General features: G+C 71.1%; 21 protein-coding genes. 3 read left to right on the forward strand and 18 right to left on the reverse strand.

The window, feature by feature from the left end; genetic code table 11:
• Positions 1–25: 25 nt before the first annotated feature.
• Complete coding sequence (locus tag QZL85_RS11695) at positions 26–1,624, reverse strand: ABC-F family ATP-binding cassette domain-containing protein (protein ID WP_295576867.1); 1,599 nt, start codon at positions 1,622–1,624, stop codon at positions 26–28.
• Positions 1,625–1,746: 122 nt separating this feature from the next.
• Here QZL85_RS11695 and QZL85_RS11700 point away from each other — a divergent pair, with 122 nt between their 5' ends.
• On the forward strand, positions 1,747–2,382 hold the full coding sequence (locus tag QZL85_RS11700) for a biotin transporter BioY (protein ID WP_295576869.1): 636 nt from the start codon (positions 1,747–1,749) through the stop codon (positions 2,380–2,382).
• A 99-nt stretch (positions 2,383–2,481) separates the two neighbouring features.
• Here the strand turns inward: QZL85_RS11700 and QZL85_RS11705 are convergent, their stop codons facing one another.
• The 16 genes from QZL85_RS11705 to sufB all read right to left on the reverse strand — a co-directional run bounded on the left by QZL85_RS11705 (position 2,482) and on the right by sufB (position 19,193).
• Positions 2,482–3,516: an ABC transporter substrate-binding protein gene (locus QZL85_RS11705; RefSeq protein ID WP_295576870.1), complete on the reverse strand. Its 1,035-nt coding sequence runs from the start codon at positions 3,514–3,516 to the stop codon at positions 2,482–2,484.
• A 23-nt stretch (positions 3,517–3,539) separates the two neighbouring features.
• Positions 3,540–4,364 carry an ABC transporter ATP-binding protein gene (locus QZL85_RS11710; protein WP_295576872.1) on the reverse strand — a complete coding sequence of 275 codons (825 nt, stop codon included), beginning with the start codon at positions 4,362–4,364 and terminating at the stop codon, positions 3,540–3,542.
• A complete protein-coding gene (locus QZL85_RS11715; protein ID WP_295576873.1) occupies positions 4,361–5,380 on the reverse strand; it encodes an iron chelate uptake ABC transporter family permease subunit in 1,020 nt (339 codons plus the stop codon). Before QZL85_RS11715 ends, QZL85_RS11710 begins: the two co-directional genes overlap by 4 nt.
• A complete protein-coding gene (locus tag QZL85_RS11720; RefSeq protein ID WP_295576874.1) occupies positions 5,377–6,387 on the reverse strand; it encodes an iron ABC transporter permease in 1,011 nt (336 codons plus the stop codon). The genes QZL85_RS11715 and QZL85_RS11720 overlap by 4 nt, the downstream gene beginning before the upstream one ends.
• Complete coding sequence (locus tag QZL85_RS11725; protein WP_295576875.1) at positions 6,384–7,328, reverse strand: siderophore-interacting protein; 945 nt, start codon at positions 7,326–7,328, stop codon at positions 6,384–6,386. The genes QZL85_RS11720 and QZL85_RS11725 overlap by 4 nt, the downstream gene beginning before the upstream one ends.
• A 58-nt stretch (positions 7,329–7,386) precedes the next feature.
• Entirely contained in the window at positions 7,387–8,772 is a 1,386-nt protein-coding gene (locus tag QZL85_RS11730; RefSeq protein ID WP_295576877.1) for an MFS transporter, read from the reverse strand.
• Positions 8,769–9,929, reverse strand: a complete 1,161-nt coding sequence (locus tag QZL85_RS11735; protein ID WP_295576880.1) for a MalY/PatB family protein — start codon at positions 9,927–9,929, stop codon at positions 8,769–8,771. The genes QZL85_RS11730 and QZL85_RS11735 overlap by 4 nt, the downstream gene beginning before the upstream one ends.
• A complete protein-coding gene (locus QZL85_RS11740; RefSeq protein ID WP_295576882.1) occupies positions 9,926–11,530 on the reverse strand; it encodes a hypothetical protein in 1,605 nt (534 codons plus the stop codon). The genes QZL85_RS11735 and QZL85_RS11740 overlap by 4 nt, the downstream gene beginning before the upstream one ends.
• Positions 11,527–12,729: a hypothetical protein gene (locus QZL85_RS11745; RefSeq protein ID WP_295576884.1), complete on the reverse strand. Its 1,203-nt coding sequence runs from the start codon at positions 12,727–12,729 to the stop codon at positions 11,527–11,529. The genes QZL85_RS11740 and QZL85_RS11745 overlap by 4 nt, the downstream gene beginning before the upstream one ends.
• Positions 12,726–13,931 (reverse strand): hypothetical protein, encoded by a 1,206-nt coding sequence (locus QZL85_RS11750; protein WP_295576886.1) that lies wholly within the window; start codon positions 13,929–13,931, stop codon positions 12,726–12,728. Before QZL85_RS11750 ends, QZL85_RS11745 begins: the two co-directional genes overlap by 4 nt.
• Before the next feature lie 513 nt (positions 13,932–14,444).
• A complete protein-coding gene (locus QZL85_RS11755; RefSeq protein WP_295576888.1) occupies positions 14,445–15,038 on the reverse strand; it encodes a hypothetical protein in 594 nt (197 codons plus the stop codon).
• An 89-nt stretch (positions 15,039–15,127) separates the two neighbouring features.
• Entirely contained in the window at positions 15,128–15,457 is a 330-nt protein-coding gene (locus QZL85_RS11760) for a metal-sulfur cluster assembly factor (RefSeq protein ID WP_295576890.1), read from the reverse strand.
• Between the two features lie 9 nt (positions 15,458–15,466).
• Complete coding sequence (gene sufC, locus QZL85_RS11765; RefSeq protein ID WP_295576891.1) at positions 15,467–16,246, reverse strand: Fe-S cluster assembly ATPase SufC; 780 nt, start codon at positions 16,244–16,246, stop codon at positions 15,467–15,469.
• A 15-nt stretch (positions 16,247–16,261) separates the two neighbouring features.
• On the reverse strand, positions 16,262–16,591 hold the full coding sequence (locus tag QZL85_RS11770; RefSeq protein ID WP_295576894.1) for a non-heme iron oxygenase ferredoxin subunit: 330 nt from the start codon (positions 16,589–16,591) through the stop codon (positions 16,262–16,264).
• Complete coding sequence (sufD, locus tag QZL85_RS11775) at positions 16,588–17,775, reverse strand: Fe-S cluster assembly protein SufD (RefSeq protein ID WP_295576896.1); 1,188 nt, start codon at positions 17,773–17,775, stop codon at positions 16,588–16,590. The genes QZL85_RS11770 and sufD overlap by 4 nt, the downstream gene beginning before the upstream one ends.
• Positions 17,775–19,193 (reverse strand): Fe-S cluster assembly protein SufB, encoded by a 1,419-nt coding sequence (gene sufB, locus QZL85_RS11780; protein WP_295576898.1) that lies wholly within the window; start codon positions 19,191–19,193, stop codon positions 17,775–17,777. Before sufB ends, sufD begins: the two co-directional genes overlap by 1 nt.
• Before the next feature lie 240 nt (positions 19,194–19,433).
• Between sufB and QZL85_RS11785 the strand changes: the two genes are divergently transcribed.
• Positions 19,434–20,555: a heme A synthase gene (locus tag QZL85_RS11785; RefSeq protein ID WP_295576900.1), complete on the forward strand. Its 1,122-nt coding sequence runs from the start codon at positions 19,434–19,436 to the stop codon at positions 20,553–20,555.
• 113 nt (positions 20,556–20,668) lie between these two features.
• A complete protein-coding gene (locus QZL85_RS11790; protein WP_295576902.1) occupies positions 20,669–21,085 on the forward strand; it encodes a dinucleotide-utilizing enzyme in 417 nt (138 codons plus the stop codon).
• Between the two features lie 365 nt (positions 21,086–21,450).
• Here the strand turns inward: QZL85_RS11790 and QZL85_RS11795 are convergent, their stop codons facing one another.
• A complete protein-coding gene (locus QZL85_RS11795) occupies positions 21,451–22,377 on the reverse strand; it encodes a heme o synthase (RefSeq protein WP_295576904.1) in 927 nt (308 codons plus the stop codon).
• Positions 22,378–22,426 lie beyond the last annotated feature (49 nt).

The raw sequence follows: 22,426 nt of genomic DNA on the forward strand, positions 1-22,426 counted from the left end.
CGTCACGCCAGGGTGCCGTCCCGCGTCACGCCAGGGTAATGAGGTCGATGTAGTCGCGACCCCAGATATCCTCGACGCCGTCCGGCAGGATCAGCACGCGCTCGGGGTTCAGCGCCTGGACGGCGCCCTCGTCGTGCGAGACGAGGACGACCGCGCCCTCGTAGTGCGCGAGCGCACCCAGGATCTCCTCGCGGGAGGCGGGATCGAGGTTGTTGGTGGGCTCGTCGAGCAGCAGCATGTTGGCGCTGGAGACGACGAGCGTCGCGAGCGACAGGCGCGTCTTCTCGCCGCCGGAGAGCACGCCGGCCGGCTTGAGCACGTCGTCGCCGGTGAAGAGGAAGGAGCCGAGCACCTTGCGGGCCTCGGTCGCGGTGATGTCCGGCGCTGCCGACATCATGTTCTCCAGCACCGACCGGTCGACGTCGAGGTTCTCGTGCTCCTGCGCGTAGTAGCCGATCTTGAGGCCGTGACCGGGCTCGAGCTGTCCCGTGTCGGGCGTGTCGACGCCGGCCAGGATCCGCAGCAGCGTCGTCTTGCCGGCACCGTTGAGGCCGAGGATGACGACCTTCGAGCCGCGGTCGATCGCGAGGTCGACGTCGGTGAAGATCTCCAGCGATCCGTACGACTTCGACAGTCCGGACGCCATGAGCGGCGTCTTCCCGCACGGCGCGGGCTTGGGGAACCGCAGCTTCGCGACCCGGTCCTCCTGGCGCACCTCGTCGAGCCCGGACAGCATCTTCTCCGCGCGCGCGACCATCTGGTGCGCGGCGGCGGCCTTCGATGCCTTCGCGCCGAAGCGCGCAGCCTGCAGCTGCAGCGCCGTGGCCTTCTTCTCGACGTTGACGCGCTCCTTCTTGCGGCGCTCTTCGTCGGCCACCCGCTGGCGCAGGTAGTTCTTCCAGTTCATGTTGTAGACGTCGATGACCTGGCGCATGGCATCCAGGTAGAAGACGCGGTTCACCGTCTCCCCCACGAGCTCGACGTCGTGGCTGATGACGATGAGCCCGCCCTTGTAGTTCTTGAGGAACTCGCGCAGCCACACGACGCTGTCCGCGTCGAGGTGGTTCGTGGGCTCGTCGAGGATCATCGTCTGCGCGTCGGAGAACAGGATGCGCGCGAGCTCGATGCGGCGGCGCTGACCACCGGAGAGCGTCTTGAGGGGCTGGTCGAGGATGCGGTCGGGCAGTGACAGGTTGTGCGCGATGGATGCCGCCTCGGCCTCCGCCGCGTAGCCGCCGAGCGCTTCGAACCGCTCGGTGAGGTTGCCGTAGCGGCGCATCGCGCGGGCGGCGACGGCCGGGTCGTCCGACCCCATCTCGAGGGACGCCTCGCTCATGCCGAGCGCGAGCGTGCCGAGGCCGCGAGCGTCGAGGATGCGGGTGCGGGCGAGCATCTCCGGGTCGCCCGAGCGCGGGTCCTGCGGAAGGTAGCCCAGCTCGCCGGACCGATCGACCTTGCCGTCGGCGGGGATGAGATCACCCGCGAGGACCTTCGTGAGCGTCGTCTTGCCGGCGCCGTTGCGCCCGACGAGCCCGATCTTGTCGCCGTCGGAGACACGGAACGACACGTCCGCCATGAGCGTGCGAGCGCCTACGCGGATCTCGAGATCGTGTACGGCGAGCACAGCGGACGTCCATTCATTGCGGGTGGAGGGGCGGCCGACCGGCCAGCCTCCCAGTATAGGTCGGGATGCCGCACGTCGCCTGAGCGCGACGGCACGGGCGCCCTGCCTCTACGCTGAGAGCCATGTCAGCCATCGCCGCCGCTCCCCCGTCCCGCCGCGTCCTCGCCGACGTCATCACCCGCCCCACGTCGCGGGCTCGCGCGTTCGCGCTCGACGCCGCCCTCGTGGCCACCGGCGCCGCCGTCGTGGCGCTGCTCGCCCAGGTCTCCATTCCCCTGTGGCCCGTCCCGATCACGGGGCAGACGCTCGGCGTCATCGTCGTCGGCGCGGCCCTCGGATCGCGCCGCGGTGCGGCGGCGTTGATCACCTACCTCCTCGTCGGGCTCGCCGGTCTCCCCGTCTTCGCCGACTTCACCGGATCGATCGCCGCCGTCGCGAAGCCGAGCTTCGGGTTCGTGCTCGGTTTCATCGTGTCCGCCTTCGTCGCGGGCTGGTTCGCGGAGCGCGCGTGGGACCGTCGCCCCGCGCTCGCCTTCCTCGGGTTCGCCGCCGCGAGCGTCGTGCCCTTCCTCTTCGGCATCCCGTACATGGCGCTGATCCTCAACGTCGTGATGGGCCTGGACTACTCGTTCGGCGGGCTGCTCGAGGTGGGCCTGCTGCCGTTCATCCTCGGCGGCGTCGTCAAGGCCGGCCTCGCCGCGCTCGTCATCCCCGCCGCATGGGCGCTCGTGCGGAAGGTCGACGCCACCAAGAAGTGAGCGATGCCTCCCGCGGGGGCATCCGGAACAGCGGAAAGCCCCGGCCGAGACGGCCGGGGCTTTCCCTGTATCTGTGCGTGTGACGCGGACCGCGGGACGTCAGCCCTTCGCGACCGCCGTCGCGGCGGCGAGCTGCTCGACCATGTCGGGCAGGATCCAGGGCAGCGTCAGCGCGGTCGGCGAGATCGCGGCGACGTTCTCCTCGCCCACGATCGCGCCGACGGCGCCCGTCGCGACGGCCGGGATCAGCTTCGTGCGCGCGGACGTGAGGAACGTGTCCAGCTGGTCCTCGCTCTCCACCTGCGTGAAGACGACGTCCGCATCGACCTGGTCGAGGTTCTCGGCGCTGACGGTGGTGTAGAAGGTGGCGGCCCCGTCGTCGAGCGCGGTGACGGACTCGGCGGTCACGAAGCCGAGATCCTCGAGGATCTCCACCCGCGGGTCGGCCGGGAGGTAGAGGTAGAACGTGTCGACGTCATCCGCCGCGTACGCGATCGTCGTGCCGTCGAACTCGGGGTGCTCCGCGGCCGCGTCGGCGACCTGCCGGTCGAGGTCGGCGAGCAGGTCCTCGGCAGCGGCATCCATGCCGAGGGCCTTGCCGGTGTCGGTGATGACGTCGCGCCACGGCGTGGACCAGAGCGCCTCCTCGGGGGCGACGACCGGGATGCCGGCGTTCGTGACGGCGTCGTACTCCTCCTGCGTCAGCCCGGAGTAGGACGCGATCAGGACATCGGGATCGGTCGCGAGCAGCTCCTCGACGGAGAGCTCGTAGGTCGCGCTGTCCAGGATGACGGGCTCCTCCCCGCCGAGGTCCGCGATCGCGTCCTCGACCCACGGCGTGATGCGGTCCTCGCCCCCGCCGTAGTCCATCGAGGAGATGGCCACGGGGACGATGCCGAGTGCCAGCACGGCGTCGGTGACGCCCCAGCCCCAGGTGGCGATGCGCTCCGGCGGCGCATCGATCGTCGTCGTGCCGTAGATGTGCTCGAACGTGACCGGGAAGCTGTCGGTCGAGCCGGGAGCGGCGTCCGGGGTGGCTGCCGGCTCGGTCGTTCCGGCGCAGCCGGACAGGACGAGGCCGCCGGCCACGGTGAGCGCGACGAGCGCCCCGAGGCGTGAGGTGCGTACGGACATGGGTGCGTTCCTTTCGAATCGCGTCACGCCTCGTCCGCGGCGGCATGGGCGCCGCCGGGGACGGGGATGACGAGGGGGGTGGAGGTGAGCGGGTCGGGGATGACGAGGGCGTCGAGGTCGAACGCGCGGGCGACGACCTCCGAGGTCAGGACGTCGGCGGGGGTGCCGTGGGCCACGACCCGTCCCGCCTGCATGACGACGAGGTCGTCGGCGTAGCGGGCCGCGAGGTTCAGCTCGTGCAGTACGACGACGATCGTGGTGCCGTCGGTCCGGTTCAGGGTGCGCAGCAGATCGAGGACCTCGATCTGGTGGCTGAGGTCGAGGAACGTCGTGGGCTCGTCGAGCAGCAGGATGCGCGGCTCCTGAGCGAGGGCCATCGCGATCCAGACGCGCTGGCGCTGGCCGCCGGAGAGGTCGCCGACGGGGCGGTCGGCGAGGGGGGCGACGCCGGTCTTGGCCATGGCGTCGTCGACCCGGGCGGTGTCGGCGGCGCTCCAGCGCTGGAAGACGCCGCGGTGCGGATGCCGTCCCCGGGACACGAGCTCCGCGACCGTCAGAGCGTCGGGGGCGGTCGGATGCTGCGGCAGCAGCCCGACGGTCTGGGCGAAGCGCCGTCGCGACAGCGTCGAGACGTCGGTGCCGTCGAGCTCGACGGCACCTGCGAGCGGCGCGTTGACCCGCGCGAGGACGTTCAGCAGCGTCGACTTCCCGCACGCGTTGGCGCCGATGATCATCGTGATGCGACCGGGCGCGATGTCGAGGTCGAGGTCGTCGATGACGCGGCGGCCCGGGTAGCCCGCGGCGAGCCCTCGTGCGCTCAGGCGCGGCGGTGCGGAGTCGGGGGTCACAGGTATCGTCCTTTCGACGTCGCGAGGAGCCAGAGGAGGAAGACCGCTCCGATGGCGCCGGTGACGACGCCCACGGGCAGCGAGAACCCCGGCAGGGCGAACTGCGCGATGAGGTCGGCGGCGGTCAGGAGGAAGGCGCCCACGGCGGCGCTCGTGCCGAGGCCGACGGCGCCGTGGCCGAGGAGAGGCCGCGCGATGGCGGGCGCGCACAGGGCGATGAAGGCGATCGGGCCGACGAAGGCGCACGTGACGGACGTGAGCAGCACGGCCGTGAGGACCGCGACGATCCGCACCGCTGACGGCTGCACACCGAGCGAGGCCGCCGTGGGCGCTCCCATCTGCGTGAGCGGGAGCCAGCGGGCGCATGCCACGACCGCGGGCACAGCGACGAGGACGGCCACCGCGACGATCGCGACGTTCCACCAGGGCGTCGAGGCGAGGCTGCCCGTCAGCCAGATCAGCGCCGCCTGGGCGAGTTCCACCTGCGCGCGCACCATGAGGTAGTTCGTGATGGCGACGCAGAGGAACGCCACGCCGACGCCGGCGAGGATGAGCCGGAACCCGCCGTCCGCGCGACGACTGCCGGCCAGGAGCAGGAACGCCGCGACGACGAGCCCGCCGGCGAAGGCGGCGAGGGCGAGGAGCGGTCCGGTCAGGCCGAGGATGAGGATCGCGAAGACGGCGGCCGCGCCGGATCCGGCGCTGATGCCCAGCAGGTCGGGGCTCGCGAGCGGGTTCCGCAGCAGCGACTGCAGCAGCGCGCCCGCGGCGCCGAGGGCGGCGCCGACGAGGAGCGCCATCGCGAGGCGGGGCGCGCGGACCTGGAAGACGACATAGGACTGGACGCGGTCGCCGCCGCCGATGAGCGTCCGCCAGAGGTCGGCGGGAGCGATCGCGTAGTCGCCCACGGAGAGCGAGACGATCGTGGCGACGAGCACCGCCGCGAGAACGCCGGCCACGACGACGCCGCGCCGCCGCGCGACGCGGGCGCGGATCTGCTGCACGGACGCGGTCACAGGCTCACCCGCCCTCGGCGGAGCACGAGCGAGATGAGCACGGGGGCGCCGACGAAAGCGACGACGAGGCCCGCCTGGATCTCTCCGGGCGGGGCGATGACGCGCCCCAGCACGTCGGCGGCGAGGAGCACGATGGCGCCGACCGGCGCGCCGATGGCGAGGAGCCAGCGGTACTCCCCGCCGACGAGGGCGCGGAGCGCGTGCGGCACGAGGAGCCCGAGGAAGACGATGGGGCCGGCGATCGAGGTCGCGGCGCCGCAGAGCAGCACGGTGGCGACGATCCCGAGGACGCGCGTGCGTGCGACGCTGTGGCCGAGGCCCGTCGCGGTGTCCTCGCCGAGAGCGAGGAGGTCGAGACCGCGCGCGGAGGTCACCGCGATGACGGCGCCGACGAGGATCGGGATGACGACGACCGCCACCGTGTCCATGCCCCGGGCGGTGAGGCCGCCGACCTGCCAGTAGCGGAAGACGTCGAAGGCCGTGATCGAGGTCGTGAGGATCAGTGTCGTCACGGCGGTCAGCCCGGCCGTGACGGCGGCCCCGGTCAGGGCCAGCTTGGCGGGGCTCGTGCCGTCCGGTCCGCGCGTGCCGATGAGCGCGACCGCGATGGAGGCGAGCGCGGCGCCGCCGAACGCGAACCACACGAAGCCTGCGGGCGCCGTGATGCCGAAGACCGTGATGGCGGCGAGCACGGCGACGGAAGCCCCGGCGTTGACGCCCAGAAGGCCCGGGTCGGCGAGCGGATTGCGCGTGAGGCCCTGCATGAGGGTTCCGGCGAGGGCGAGGGCGGCTCCCGCGAGGATGCCGATCACGGTGCGCGGCACCCGCTGGGTGAGGATGACGGAGTGATCGGCCAGAGACAGGTCGGGCCGCAGCAGCGCGTCGATCACGACGCTCGGAGCGACCGAACGCGCGCCGATCATGAGGCTCACGACGGCCATGACGGCCAGCAGTGCGATCGCGCCGGTGAGCAGCAGCCGTCCGCGCCGGTCGCGCGCCGTGGTCATTCCTGACGCTCGGACTGGCCGAGTCTCCAGTACCCCATGAACGCGACGCGTTTGCGGTCGACGCCGCAGCCCTGCACGAGGTGCCGGCGAAGCCCCTTGACGGTGGCCGCCTCGCCGGCGATCCACGCGTAGAACTCCCCCTCGGAGTCGTCGGGACTGTCCCACAGCAGGTCGTGGTCGACATCGATGTCGGCGAGCACCTGGCGACGGGGCGCGGCGGCGTGCGCGAGGACGTCGCCGGACACGGCGCTCCAGGCCGTGAGCGCTTCGGTCAGCGCCTCGCCGTGGGGGCGGTCCTCGCGCGGCAGCCACGACACGCGGAACGAGTCGGGCACGTCGAGGGCGATCCGGTCGGCGCCCGAGGGCACCTCGATGAACGCGTCGACGTCGTAGGAGGCGTCGAGGGTCTCGAGGATCGCGCAGATCGCGGGTGTCGCGGTCTCGTCGCCGGCCAGCACGACGCGGCGCGCGGTCCCCGGATGCCAGTCCAGTCCCTGCCGGTACGCGTCGCTGCGCTGGTCGGGACCGATGATGACGATCTCCTGCCCGGTCACGGCCTTCTCGGCCCAGCTTCCGGCCGGCCCGGCGTCGTGATGGACGACGAAGTCGACGGTGAGCCGGCGCGCGACGGGGTCGATGCGCCGGACCGTGTACGTGCGGAGCGGGCTCCGGGTCGCCGGCGGCAGTGCCCGCCACCTGGAGTACCACTCCCCCGCGTCGATGACGTCGCTGTCGTGCTGCCCGATGTCGCTGAGGGTGCCGTCCGGCAGCGGGAGGATCAGCTTGATGCGCTGGTCCAGGCCCGCGGTTCCGAAGACGTCGAAGTCCTCACCGGCGAAGACGACGCGGGTGAAGTGCGGCGAGAGCCGCTGCACGTCGGCGACCGTCGCGGCGTAGGGCCGATAGGCGGGGCGCGTGCGGACGTCCTCGGAGATGCTCACATAGTTAGGGTAGCCTTGCCTCTCCCCGGCATCCAAATCGGATCGTCACGCGGAGGGATCAGCCCGCGGTGGCGCCGTCGCGACGTTCCAGCCGCAGACCCGGGACGAGCGCCAGCAGCGCGAGCGCGGTCGCGACGAGGAACACGGCCGGGAACCCGGCTCCCGTCCCGGCGAGCGCCGTGAAGGTGAGGCCCATCGCCGCGATGGATGCGGAGGCACCCACCGAATCGGAGATCGACAGGGCGGAGGAGTTGAAGCCCTGGTTCTGCGCCGTCGAGTAGCCGAGCGTCAAGACGGTGAGCCGCGGGTACATGAGCCCCATCCCGCCGCCGGCCAGCGCCCACCCGGTGATGAGGATCCAGGGCGGCAGGTGCAGCCAGGCCGTCAGCGTGGCGATGGCCGTCGCGGTGGCGAGCTGCGCCGTGCCGATGAGCGTGATCCGCGTGTTCCCGATGCGGTCGCCGTACCGGCCCTGCACGTCGGATCCCGCCGCCCACAGCAGCGCGGCCACGGTGAGGGCGAGACCGGCCCACGTCGCGGAGAAGGCGTACCGGTCCATGAGCAGGTAGGGCACGTAGATCTCCGCGCCGAACAGCGCCCCCGCGATGAGCGCCCGCATCGCCACGACACTCGGGAGCCCGCGGCGGAGCCGCAGGGTTCCCGGCGGCAGAAGCGGGCGGATGGCGACCGCGATGACGACGACGGATGCCGTGACCACTGCCGGGGCGAGCGCGCCGGCCTCCCCCGCGAGACTCAGCGCGAGCGCCCCGCCGGCGACGACACTCGCCCAGCCGAGGCGAGCCGCCACGGGGTCGGTCGCGGGATGCTCGGTGCCGAGCGGGCGGTCGTGCAGACGGGCGAGGACGAGCGCGAACGCCGCGAGGGTCAGCGCCGCGACGCCGAGGAACACCCACCGCCAGTGCAGGTACTCCGCGACGGCGCCGGCGAGGAACGGCCCGACGATCGAGGGCACGACCCACGCGGCCGAGAAGGCGGCGAAGACCCGCCCGTGCAGCGTCGCCGGGTACACGCGTGCGACGACGACGTACAGGGCGACGGTCTGCCCCCCGGTGCCGAGTCCCTGCAGCAGGCGCCCCGCGACCAGGACCTCCATGGTGGGCGCGGCGCCCGCGACGACCAGTCCCGCCACGAAGAGGACCACCGACGTCGTGAGGGGAAGGACCGGGCCGGCGCGGTCGCACCAGGCCCCGACGGCGACCATCCCGATGACGCTGGTCGCCAGTGTCCCGGAGAACGCGACGGCGTAGAGCGCCGCGCCGTCCAGGTCGGCGCTCACGAGCGGCATGACGGTCGTGACGGCGAGCGACTGCGTCGCGGCGAGGAAGATCATCGCCACCGCGCCGATCGTCACCCAGATGTAGCGCGGATGCCAGATCCCGCCGCCGGGGACGGACCCCGCCGTTCCGCGCCGCGCGGCGCTCACGAGCGGGCAAGCGCCCCGATCCGACGCACCGCCTCCGTGAGCACGTCGGGCGCGCACCCGAAGTTCAGCCGGACGTGGCCGATCCCCTGCACGCCGAAGAGCGGCCCGTGATGCAGAGCGACCTTCGCGTCCCGCAGGATGCGCCGCGCCGGGTCGTCGCCCCAGCCGTAGGCGGAGACGTCGATCCACGCCAGGTAGCCGGCATCCGGCACGCGGTAGCGGGCGAGCGGGAGCTCCTCCGCCAAGAGGTCGGACAGGAGGCGACGGTTGACGTCGAGGGCCGCCATCTGCGCGTCCAGCCACGCGTCCGACTCGGGCGAGAACGCCGCGACCCCGGCGAGCGCACCGAAGAGGCCGGTGCGCCACTCGACCTCCGGCCACAGCCCGCTCACGACGGCGCCGGTCTTCTCGGACGCGCTGATCATGAGCGCGCACTTCAGGCCCGCCAGGTTGTACGCCTTCGAAGCGCTCGTCACAGCGAAGCCGACCTCGGCGGCGGTCGACGAGGCCGCGAGGAACGGCGTGAAGACGCCGCCGGGGTGCACGAGCGGCGCGTGGATCTCATCGCTGATGACGACCGCGCCGAACCGCTCGGCGAGGTCGGCGAGGTCGGCGAGCGCAGCACGGGAGTGCACGGTGCCGGTGGGGTTGTGCGGGTTGCACAGCAGGACGGCGCGCGCGCCGCCCGCCAGGGCCGCCTCGATCCCCCGCAGGTCCAGCTCCCAGGCGTCCCCGGTGTCCAGGAGCGGCACCTCCTCGACGACGCCGCCGGCCTCGGGAATGCACATCGAGAACGGCGGGTAGACGGGCGGTGCGATGACGACGCGGTCACCGGGTCTGATCGTGGCGCGGAGCAGCTCGACGACCCCCATCATGACGTCGCCGGTCGAGCGGATGCGGGTCGGCTCGACCGCCCACCCGTACTGTCGCAGCGCGAACGCGGTGAAGGCGCTCCGCAGTCCCGGGTCCGGCGGCGTGTAGCCGGTGTCGCCGCGGGTCACGGCCTCCGCGAGGGTGCGCGCGATGGCCGGGGCGAGTGCGAAGTCGGTCTCGGCGACGAACATGGGGATGACGTCCTCCGGGTACGAGCGCCACTTCGTGCTCGACCGTCGGCGCAGCTCGTCCAGGGGCAGGGTTCGGAGAGGGCTGACACTCACGCCCCGAGCCTATCGGCGCCGCTGTCCACCGCCTCGGCATCTGGTTCGGCTGTGACCTCCGGTGACGCGGACTCGTCCTTCTGCCAGGGGCGGGCGAGCACCAGCCACGCGACGACCGCCGCGGCGGCGTACACGAGGTAGACCCCGACCCAGGCGCCGAGCTCCCAGCCGACCTCGTCCCACGCGAACGGCATCGGCATGAGGACGATGAAGAACGCCAGGAGGCCGACGGCGTAGCATCCCGCCCACAGCCACCGGCTCCATCGCCAGATCGGGTATCCCGGCATCCCGCGGAGCGGAATGAGTGCGACCGGCAGAGCTGCCATGCCGCCGACGGCGACCGCGGCGAGCGCTTCGACGAGGAGCGTGGCCAGGAACGAGTCCCCCGCGGAGTCGGCGACGGCTCCGTAGACGACCCAGGCGACGGCCGCCCACGCGAACGCGTAGCCGAGCGTGACGAGGGCGGACTTCGCCTCCGCCGACCGGCCGGCCAGCGCCCCGAACGCGACACCGGCGACGAGCCCGAAGACGATGCCCGGCTCGAACCCCGTCACGCGGGTGAAGACGACCGCGGCGACCACGACCAGCAGGGTAAGCGGACGGAACGAGTAGGAGTGCGTGACCCCGGGATTCATCCGCGACATGATCCACACGACCGCGGCCCACCCGAGGACGACGTCCACCGCGAACGAGATGAGGATCGAGAGGACCATGCGCCCCGATCCCGGGTTCAGACCGAACTGCGGGTCCACGAACGCCGAGATGACCGACGCCGCGACCACGCCCGCCCCCGCCCACCACCAGGAGGCGGTCCATTGCCGGCGCGGCGTGATCACGTCCTCGCCGTCGGCGGCGGGGTGGCGTCGTGTCTGCCGCGCCGACCACCAGCCCGCGGCGCGTTCGGAACCGGACTCGACGGCGCTGTTCAGGAGCGCCGTCGGGAAGGCGACGAGCAGGACCAGCACGAGGGTCATCAGGGCGGCGAGGCCGAGCTGGATCGGCGCGGTGCCCGCCGTCGCCGGCGTCGCCAGGGCGGACAGCACGCTCGGGGCGGCCGGGTCGCCGGTCGCGAGTGCGGAAGCGCTCTCCGTCGCACGGCACCCGGCCTCGCTGAACATGCACACCGGCCCGGTCACCAGGGCTCCCGTCCAGGTGATCTCCCTCGCGTGGGAGTACGCCTCCGAGCCGTCCCCGCAGTCGTTCCAGCCCAGCGAGTCCTGCGTGAGAGAGGCGCGGAAACCGGTCGCGTCGGCCGTCACCTCGATGCGCCGCTCCCCGATCCCGTCCCCGCAGGCCGTCGCGGCGCCCGGCGACGTGGATTCCCCGACCGCGGATGTGCCGAGTTCGAGCGGCAGGCCGCGCAGCAGGGAACGGTAGGGCTCACCGGTCACCCGGCAGGTGCTGCCGGCGCACGTCAGCTCCACGATGCCCGACGCCCCGTCGGTCTCGGTGGCGCCGTCCGGGCCGGTGCTGACCTCCTCCGCCGTGACCTGATACGTCGCCACGAGCGTGGGTGCCGGCTCGTCGACCGGCGGGGCGGCGGCGCCCAGGAGAAGCGGCAGGGCCGCGACCGTCAGCAGGAAGACCGCACGCGTGTTCATCGTCCCGCCCTCGCCAACTCGATCGTGCTCGTGGTGTCCCAATCCGCCTGCCAGCGCTCGCAGCCGGGGAACCGGCCGCTGTCGACGGGGCTCAGCACCGTCACATAGGCTGCGGCGTCTCCGCCCATCGCGGTGACGACGAAGGCGCCGTCGACGACGTCGGCATCGGTCGGCTCCGCGGACCAGGACAGGCCGTTGTCGGCGCTGCCGGTCGACTCGGTGCGGCCGTCGCCGTAGTCCCAGATGCACACCTCGAGTCGATCCACCCACCCCCACAGGTACCGGGTCCCATCGAACCGGAGCGGCACCTCGCGGGATTGGGTCTTGCCGGTTGCGAGGTCCGTGAACTGGGTCGTCACCGTCGGCGCGCACGGGATGCCGTCGCTGCAGTCGGTTCCGAAGCTGTAGCTCAGATTCCGGACCCGGCCGGTCTGGCTGATCGTGTCGCAGACGAGGTCGCCGCCGTCGCATTCCGAGGTGACCGTCGTCACGACGACGTCGAACGTCCCCGACAGCGACGCGCGGCCCGGTTCTGCATCTTCGAACACGTCGGTGACCGGCGGCAGTCCCGCCTCGGCGTCGAGTTCGGCGTTGCGCTGCGCCCACGGGTCGCCGAACAGTTCGCCCCATGTCGCCGCCCTCGTCGTGCCCACGGCCGTGAGGCTCCCCCGCCGGAGCGTCGTCTTCGAGCCGTCTCCGCCTCCCCCACCGACCCCGGTGACCCGGCAGGTGGAGGAACGGCAGTCGATGACGAAGTAGGCGCCTCGGTCGGCGACGACCGTGCCGGCGGAGCGCACGGCGTACTCGCCCTCCTCCGCTGCGGCCGCCTCACGGTTCCAGCTGAGTCCGCCGATCTGCTCGCCCCTCGTCGTGTCGGAGCCGTCGGCGCCTCCGAGGAGGAAGCGGGACTCCGGCCCCAGGCGCGTCACGGCACCGTCCGACCAGGCCAGTTCCACGAGCGCGTCGGCCCCGACCGCCTCGACGATCGCGCCGGCGGTGACCTCGGCGCCGTCGGGCTCTGCGACGGTGTCACCGTCCGCGCCGGTCACGTCGGCGTCGCCGGCGTGGATGTGCACGGTCGCCGTGAGCGGCGGTTCGGGCGTCGGACCCGGCTCCGGGACCGGCGCGCAGGCGGACAACCCCGCCGTCGCCAGCAGGACCGCGAGTACCGCCATCCGCCTCGTGTGCGCGTCGATCATGTCGCGACCTCCTCTTCCTGACGGTCGGGCGCCGGCGGGGCGGCCTCCGTCGTCGTCGCCGTACCCGCGCCAGCGGTGCCGACGTCGTCCGCATCCCGCCGCCAGGGCCGTGTCACGAGCAGCCAGGCGGTGACGGCGGTCAGGGCGTAGACGAGGTACACGGCGATCCACGCGCCGAGCTCCCACCCGACCTCGTCCCAGGAGAAGGGCATCGGCATCAGCACGATGAAGAACGCTATGAGGCCGACGGCGTAGCAGCCGGCCCACACCCAGCGGTTCCAGAGCCAGATCGCATGCCCCGGCATGCCGCGCAGCGGGATGAGGGCGATGGGCAGCGCGGCCATGCCGCCGACGGCGACCGCGGCGAGGGTCTCGACGAGCAGCGTCGCGAGGAACGACTCGCCGGACGTGCCCGCGACGACGCCGTACACGACCCAGGCGACGAGCGCGAGGACGAATGCGTAGCCGAGCGTCACGAGGGCGGACTTCGCTTCCGCGGAACGGCCCGCGATCGCGCCGAACGCGACACCTGCCACGAGTCCGAAGACGATCCCCGGTTCGAATCCGGTCAGCCGGGTGAACAGGACGGCTGCGACGACGACGAGGAGGGTCAGGGGCCGGAACGAGTACACGTGCGTCGAGCCCGGGTTCACACGAGACATGATCCACACGACGAGCGCCCACCCGAGGACGACGTCGACGGCGAACGAGACGAGGATCGACAGCACGACCCGGCCGGATCCGGGGTTCAGTCCGAACTGCGGATCCGCGAACGCCGTGATCACCGAGGCGATCACGACACCGGACGCCGCCCACCACCAGGACCGCGCCCAGGCGGCGGCGCGCGGCTCGGATGCGGTCGTGTCGGGGTGCGGCGCGCGGCGCCTCGCCCACCATCCCGACAGGCGCTCCGACCCGGACTCGACGGCACTGTTGAGCAGCGCGGTCGGGAAGGCGACGAGCAGCACGAGCACGACGGTGAGGAGCACCGCGAGCGCGAGCTGCACCGGCGCCGTGCCCGCGGTCGCGGGCGTCGCGAGGCCGGACAGCATGCTCGGCGCGCCGGGGTCGCCGGAGCGCAGCTGAGAGCCCGGAGCCGCCTCGCCCCCCGGCCCGGCGGCTCCGGGTGGTTCGTCGGCGGGGCCCGCCTCGGGCGCGGCGGCCTCCAGGAACGGGCACGGGTCACCTTCGAGCGTGCACAACCCGCCGGACACCCAACTCCCGGTGAAGGTCCATGTCACTCCGGGCGAGAAATAACGGACGCCGTCATCGCACTCCACCCACCCTGAGGCAGCGCTCGAGCCCTCTACCGACAGAGTGTCCGTGTCAAAGGAGACCGTCATTGACCCCGCACCGACCCACGGAGCGTCGTCGGCGCAGAGGTCCCCTGACTCGGGCCACGAGACGGAGCCGACCGACTGCCCCACGAGCAGCTCCACCGCGGAGTCGTAGCCGAACTCCTTGTACACGCAAGAAGCGATGGTGCAAATGAGGTGTGTGTACCTTTCGTCGGCGTGCGTAGAGACTCCGTTAGAGGCGTCATAGGTCGCCTCATGCACGCCACGGAACGTCACTTGCCACACCGTGTCGGCATCCGCGTCCTCACCTGCAGCGGCGGGCGCTCCCAGCACAGCTAGAGCAGTGAGGCCCAGTGCGAGAACTGTGATCATCGGCTTCCCCCTCGAAGTCCGCGATCGGGTGACGGCCGATGGCCGTCAGGGCGTGAAGACGTGGAGCAGGGTGACGAAGTCGTCCGGCCACGGCTGGCCCCAGACGCTCATGCCGTTCCCCTTGCCGACCGGCGACACCCCCGCCTCCACCTCGTCCGAAGTGAAGACGGTGATGGTGTAGCTCGCCGTCGGTTCCTGCGAGACCGTGAAGCCCTTCGCCGTCAGATCGGCGACGAGTGTCGGCGCGATGGACTCGTCGCCCACCCAGACGACCAGCACTCCGCGGCCGCCGGTCGAGACGTCATGCGTCACACTGCACTCCGGCGTTCCCGGCAGCTCCACACCCAGCGCGGATGCGGCGGAATCCACTTCGTCGCTCGTCGCGACGGCGGGCGCCGATTCGTCCAGGAACGCGAGGGCGGCTCGCTCGCAGTACTGCTGCTCCGGCGACGCCGCCGTCGTCGGCTCGGCGGACGCGGTCTCGGATGCCGCAGGCGCACCGCTCGCACTCGCCGCCGGCGGCGGCGAGGAAGCGTTCCCGCTCGACGCACATCCCCCCAGCACGAGCGCGACGCTCAGCGCCGCGAGTCCGACAGAAACACGGAGCCACGAGCGGACACTCCCCAGCTGTCCATTCATCGCCCACCTCCCCAGGTGTGCACGATGCCCGAATACGGGTGTTCCCGAAGGTTAGACCCGCGCGCCTCGGAAAGGCAAGGAACGATATATCAGATCGCGAACCCGAGCGCGCGCATCATGTCGCGGCCGTCGTCCGTGATCCGCTCCGGGCCCCACGGCGGCATCCACACCCAGTTGATGCGGAACTGTTGCACGACCTCGTCCAGCGCCTGCGCCGTCTGCTCCTCGAGCACGTCGGTCAGCGGGCAGCCGGCGGAGGTGAGCGTCATGTGGATGACGAGGGCGTCGTTCTCCTCATCCCAGGACAGGTCGTAGATGAGGCCCAGGTCGACGACATTGATCCCGAGCTCGGGATCCATGACGTCCTTGAGCGCTTCGGTGACCTCGTCGTACTTCTCGGGTGTGAGGGTCGCGGTCATGAAGGGATCCTAGCTCTCGACGTCGACGGCGGACTCGGCGACCTCGGTGTACCGGTCGTAGCCCTCGTCCTCGAGGCGGTCGGCCAGTTCCGGGCCGCCCTCCTCGGCGATCCGGCCCTGCACCATGACGTGCACGTAGTCGGGCGTGATGTAGCGCAGGATGCGGGTGTAGTGGGTGATGAGCAGGACGCCGAGGTTGGTGCTCTCCTTGGCGCGGTTCACGCCCTCGGAGACGATCTTCAGCGCGTCCACGTCGAGGCCGGAGTCGGTCTCGTCGAGGATCGCGAGGGCCGGCTTCAGCAGCTCGAGCTGGAGGATCTCGTGGCGCTTCTTCTCGCCGCCGGAGAAGCCCTCGTTGACGTTGCGCTGCGCGAACTTGGGGTCCATGCGCAGGTTCTTCATGGCGCCCTTGACGTCCTTCGTCCACGTGCGGATGGCCGGGGCCTCGCCGTCGATGGCGGTCTTCGCGGTGCGGAGGAAGTTCGTGACGGTGACGCCCGGGATCTCGACCGGGTACTGCATCGCGAGGAAGAGGCCGGCGCGGGCGCGCTCGTCGACCGTCATGGCCAGCACGTCCTCACCGTCGAGGGTGATGGTGCCGGAGGTCACGGTGTACTTCGGGTGACCGGCGATCGTGTACGCGAGCGTCGACTTGCCGGAGCCGTTGGGGCCCATGATGGCGTGCGTCTCGCCGGTGCGCACCGTGAGGGTCACGCCGTTGAGGATCGGCGTCTCACCGGCATCCGTCTCGACCGTCACATGCAGGTCGCGGATCTCGAGAACAGACATTGCTGACTTCCTTCTTCAGTTCACAACTTTGGTCACGGCGGGGTCGATGAGCACGTCATCGCCCTCGATCGTGACTTCGTAGACAGGGACCGGCTCATAGGCCGGGAGGTTCAGGGGGCGACCGGTGCGCAGCGAGAACGCGGACCCGTGCGCCCAGCACTCGAGCGTGTCGCCCTCGACGAAGCCGTCCGCGAGCGAGATGTCGCCGTGGGTGCACGTGTCGCCGATCGCGTGGACGTCGCCGTTCGAATCGAGCACGACCGCGATGGGGACTCCCCCGACCTCGACGCGCACGGGCGTGTCCTGCTGGAGCTCGCTGACGTTCAGCACCTTCTGCGCGGTCATGCCGCACCCTCCTCTTGGGAAAGCTCGGCCTCGATGGCCGCGGTCAGCTCGTCCTCCAACGAGGGGATGCCGAGCTTCTGGACGATCTCGGTCAGGAAGCCGAGCACGACGAGACGGCGGGCCTCGTCCTCCGAGATGCCGCGCGCCTGCAGATAGAAGAGCTGCTCGTCGTCGAACCGGCCGGTCGCACTCGCGTGCCCCGCGCCGACGATGTCGCCGGTCTGGATCTCGAGGTTCGGGATGGAGTCGGCACGGGCGCCGTCGGTGAGCACGAGGTTGCGGTTGGCCTCGTACGAGTCGGTGCCGGTGGCGTCGGGGCCGATCAGCACGTCGCCGATCCACACGCTGCGCGCGCCCGCGCCCTGCAGGGCGCCCTTGTAGAGGACGTCGCCGGTCGTGTGGCGGCCCTTGTGGTGGAGGTAGACCTGGCTCTCCAGGTGCTGGTCGGCGTCGGCGAACGACAGCCCGAACAGCTTCCCGTGCGCGCCGTCGCCGGCGAGCTCGACGGAGGGGTTGATCCGCACGACGCCGCCGCCGAGGCTCGCCACCACGTGCGTCAGGGTCGCGTCGCGCTCGACGCGGGCCTGGTGGGCCGCGAGGTGCACGGCGTCGTCGTCCCAGCCCTGCACCGTGATGACGGTGAGCGCGGAGCCCTCGCGGGCGATGATCTCGACGTTCTGCGCGTGCAGCGCCGTGCCCTCGTGACGCATCACGACGGTCCCCCGAGCGTTCGCCTGCGCTTCGATGACGACGTGTGCGTGCGCGAGGCCGCCGTTGCCGGTGAGGCGGATGACGACGGGCTCCTCGAGCTCCACGCCCGCGGGGATGCTGATGAGGGGCGCGAGCTCTTCCTGCGACCAGGCGATCGCGCTCGGCAGGTCCTCGGGCCGGAAGACCTCGCCGCGGGGGGCCTCGCCGACGCGGAGCCGTCGCTGCAGGACGGCAGCCGGGGCGGTCACCTCGACGCCGATGACGTCGTGGGGCCCTGCCTCGTCGACGAAGAGCGCCTGCAGACGCGCCACCGGGGTGTGCTTCCAGTTCACCTCGCGGCCGGTCGGCACGCCGAAATCGGCGGGCTCGAACGACGAGGGGCGCTCCGAGCGGGTCTGCACGGGAACGAACGCCGCCGCAGGGTCGATGTGGCCCTCCGCGACGAGCGCGGGGGCCGGGGTCGCTGTCGTCATCAGCCGACGGATCCTTCCATGCCCATCTCGATGAGCTTGTTGAGTTCGAGGGCGTACTCCATCGGCAGTTCCCGCGCGATGGGCTCGATGAAGCCGCGCACGATCATCGCCATGGCCTCGGCCTCCGGCATCCCTCGACTCATGAGGTAGAACAGCTGCTCCTCGCTGACCTTCGAGACCGTGGCCTCGTGGCCGAGCTGCACGTCGTCCACGCGGATGTCGATCGACGGGTACGTGTCGGAGCGGGAGATCGAGTCCACCAGCAGCGCATCGCAGCGCACCGTGTTGGCGGAGTGGTGCGCGTTGGCGTCGACGCGGACCTCGCCGCGGTAGCCGGCACGCCCGCCGCCGCGCGCGATCGACTTGGAGACGATCGAGGACTGCGTGTACGGCGCCATGTGGATCATCTTCGCGCCGGCGTCCTGGTGCTGACCGGGACCGGCGAACGCGACCGAGAGGGTCTCGCCCTTCGCGTGCTCTCCCATGAGGAAGATCGACGGGTACTTCATCGTGACCTTCGAGCCGATGTTGCCGTCGACCCATTCCATCGTGGCGCCCTCGTGGGCGACGGCACGCTTGGTGACGAGGTTGTAGACGTTGTTCGACCAGTTCTGGATCGTCGTGTAGCGAACGCGTGCGTGCTTCTTCACGATGATCTCGACGACGGCGGAGTGCAGCGAGTCGGACTTGTAGATCGGGGCCGTGCACCCTTCGATGTAGTGCACGTACGAGCCCTCGTCGGCGATGATGAGCGTCCGCTCGAACTGGCCCATGTTCTCGGTGTTGATGCGGAAGTAGGCCTGCAGCGGGATCTCGACGTGGACGCCCGGCGGCACGTAGACGAACGAACCGCCCGACCACACGGCCGTGTTCAGCGCTGCGAACTTGTTGTCGCCGGCGGGGATGACGCTGCCGAAGTACTCCTCGAAGAACTCCGGGTGCTCGCGCAGGGCCGTGTCGGTGTCCATGAAGATGACGCCCTGGTCCTCCAGCTCCTTCTGGATCTGGTGGTAGACGACCTCGGACTCGTACTGGGCGGCGACGCCGGAGACGAGGCGCGAGCGCTCCGCCTCGGGGATGCCGAGCTTCTCGTACGTGTTCTTGATGTCGTCCGGGAGGTCCTCCCAGGACTGCGCCTGCTTCTCGGTGGAGCGCACGAAGTACTTGATGTTGTCGAAGTCGATCTCGGAGAGGTCGGCGCCCCACGTCGGCATCGGCTTGCGGCCGAAGAGCTGCAGACCCTTCAGACGGGTCTTCAGCATCCATTCCGGCTCGGACTTCAGGGCGGAGATGTCGCGGACGACACCCTCGCTGAGGCCGCGGCGGGCGCTGGATCCGGCGGCGTCGGCATCGTGCCAGCCGAATTCGTACACCCCGAGACCTGCGAGCTCCGGGCGGTCGATGAGCACATCCGACATCGTTTTCCTCCTCTAGGCCGCAACGGTGTCAACCGTCCCGGCATTCCCTGTCCCGTGTGGAGTTCCGCGGGTGGGATGCCGCTTGCAGGGCCGCTCTTGTGGCGCTGACGACGCGCCTAGACTTGGGTGGACCCGGCACGCCGCGCGCGCCGTCGTCACAACCCCTCAAGTCTACAGGCAACGCCTGCCCGCGGCGTGGCGTACCGAGGACGCAGGGGCGACACACAGGAGGACCCGCGCATGACCCTCGCGCAGACCGCACCCCGCTCCGCGCAGATCCCGGACCGCGTCGGCCGCCCGCTGCGGCTGCTGGCCTGGTCGTCGTTCATCGCCGAGGTCGTCATCATCGGGACCGGCGGCGCCGTCCGCCTGACCGGATCGGGGCTCGGATGCACCGAGTGGCCGCTCTGCACGCCGGAGTCGCTCGTCCCGCTCCCCGCACAGGGCATCCACGGGATCATCGAGTTCGGCAACCGTCTGATGACCGGCGTCGTGGGGATCATCGCCCTGGCCGTGCTGCTGCTGACGATCGCGACCTTCGCGGGTCGGCGCCTCGTGAACCGTGCGCTGTGGTTCGCCGCCGGCGGGATCGCGCTGGGTGTCGGTGCCTACGTCGTGGCGAACCCGTTCGACCTCGGGGCCTTCGGGTTCTCCAGCGGCCTCCTGCTGGCGGTCCTGGCGGCCATGATCGACTCGGTGCGGCGGTCGGAGCGCCGCCGGGATCTCATCGTGCTGGCGTGGATCGTGCTCGCCGGCGTGATGGCCCAGGCCGTCGTGGGCGGCCTCGCGGTCGTCACCGATCTCAACGCATTCGTCGTCGGCTTCCACTACACCGCCTCTCTGCTGCTGGTCTGCGTGACCGCCGCCTACCTGGTCCGGCTCGCCGCTGTGCCCGGTCCCCGTGAGCGCGCCGTGCCGGCGTGGTTCGCGATCCTCGCCCACGTCACGACGCTCGCCCTCGCCGCGACGATCTTCTTCGGCGTGCTGACCACGAGCAACGGGCCGCACTCGGGCGACGAGGACATCATCCGCAACGGATTCGACGCGACGTTCCTCGCACACGTGCACGCCTGGCCGGGCTACATCCTGGCAGGACTCGTCACCGTCCTCACCGTCGTCGCGTGGGTCCAACGTCTGCCCGTGCGCCGCTGGCTGCTCGTCCTGGTGGCCGCCGTCGTCGTGCAGATCGTCGTCGGCGTGTGGCAGGCCCGCGAAGGGCTGCCCGAGGTCCTCGTCGGCATCCACATGGTGCTCGCGTCCCTGTCGGCCGCGGCGATGACGGTCGTCATCCTGCACCTGAAGGCGCCGCGTGCCGTCGTCCCGGCGACTCCGGACGCCCCGGCGTCCACAGTCTTTTCATAGGCGACGCATCGGACCCGTTCGGACTGAACCGCAAGAGTAGCCGGATGCCGTTTCGGCGGACGCGGATGTCTCCGCGCCGCGGGACGGCCACCCCAACCATCAAGGAGAACCACATGAACCCCCGCCCCCGTCTGACCCGCAGCATCCCGTTCTGGCTGCTCGTGGCCGGATCGCTCGCCTCGGTCGGCGTCGGCTCGTACGTCCTCACGAACAACATCGGCACCATGGTCACGACCCTCACCGACGGCACCGCCACCGGTGTCGAGGTGTACGCCGGCCAGGTGTGGGGCGTCCTCGGCGCCATCCTCATCGGCGCGGGCCTCATCGGTCTCGCGCTGGCCCTCACGCTCGGCGCGCTGCGCGCGTTCGCGCCCGCCCCGGCCGTCGAGGTCGTCGAGGCCGCCGCGTGGGACGAGCCTGTCGAGGCTGAGGCCCCGGTCGCTCCCGTCGCCGAGGCCCCGACCGCCCAGACGACCGTCGTCGAGACGGCCGCCGACTCCGAGGTCGACGAGCCCGCCGTCACCCGCTGAGCTCTCGCGCAGCGCCGCACCGCGCCGCATCCACGGATCCCAGGCCATCTGCCTCGGGTTCAGGATGCGGCGCGGTGCCGTCTGTGCGGGGCAGGCGCCGTGGATCCCGAGAACCTCAGCGCGGATGACGAGAAGGCCTCAGCACGTCCGCGGCACAGTGCGGGTCTCGCGGGCATGCACCCGCGCTTTGCCGCGGAGCAATGGGGTTCGCTGCAGTGGGGATCGCTGGGGATTGCTCGGCTCACCCGCGCCGAATGGCGGGTGGACGCGGCCCATACCCGCACATCGGCGCGGGTGAATCGTCGGCGCGGGTCCATCGCCGCGCGGGTCCATCGCCGGGCACGGAGAGCCGTGCGGCTGGGCGCCTAGAAGGGCAGCAGCGGGTCGATCGCGATCGCCACGAACAGCAGCGTGAGGTACGTGATCGAGGCGTGGAAGACGCGCATCGCGCTGCTCTTCTCACCGCGGACCGCCCGGTTGTACAGGACGTGCGCTTCGAAGATGAACCAGCCGCCGAACACCAGCGCCGACACGGTGTACACGAGGCCCATGGGCGCCACCGGGATCAGCAGCAGCGACGACGCCACGGTCGCCCACGCGTAGAGGATGACCTGCAGGCCGACCTGCGAGCCGTTGCGCGTCGCGCCGAGCATCGGTACATCGACCCCGGCGTAGTCGCCCTTGTACTTCACCGACAGCGGCCAGTAGTGCGGCGGCGTCCAGAGGAAGACCAGGAGGAAGAGGATGAGCGGGGTCCAGCTCAGCGAGCCGGTCACGGCCGACCAGCCGATGACGACCGGGAAGCAGCCGGCGATGCCGCCCCACACGATGTTCTGCTCGGTGCGGCGCTTCAGCAGGATCGTGTAGACGACGACGTAGAAAAAGATCGCGAAGACGCTGAGCGCCGCGGCCAGCCAGTTCGTCGTCAGGAACAGCCAGACGGTGGATGCCACCGCCAGCGCCCACGAGAAGATCAGCGCGCCCCGCGGCGAGACCTCACCCGTGACGAGCGGCCGGTTCTCGGTGCGGTGCATGTGCGCGTCGATGTCGCGATCGAGGTACATGTTGAACGACGCCGCAGAGCCGGCACTCATGGCCCCGCCGATGACGGTCGCGAGGACCAGCCACAGATCGGGCAGGCCGCCGGCGGCGAGGATCATGACCGGGACCGTCGTGACGAGCAGCAGCTCCAGGACGCGCGGCTTCGTCAGCGCGACGTACGCCCGGACGGTGCGGCCGACGGAGGGGCGTGTCGAGGCGTGCTCTACCTCGCGCGTCGTCGTGATGTCCATCGCCCCCGCCGCTGTTGATCGGTCCGGCCCAGTCTATGGCATCGCTTCT

It is taken from the genome of uncultured Microbacterium sp. (assembly GCF_900078385.1).
Classification (GTDB): domain Bacteria; phylum Actinomycetota; class Actinomycetes; order Actinomycetales; family Microbacteriaceae; genus Microbacterium.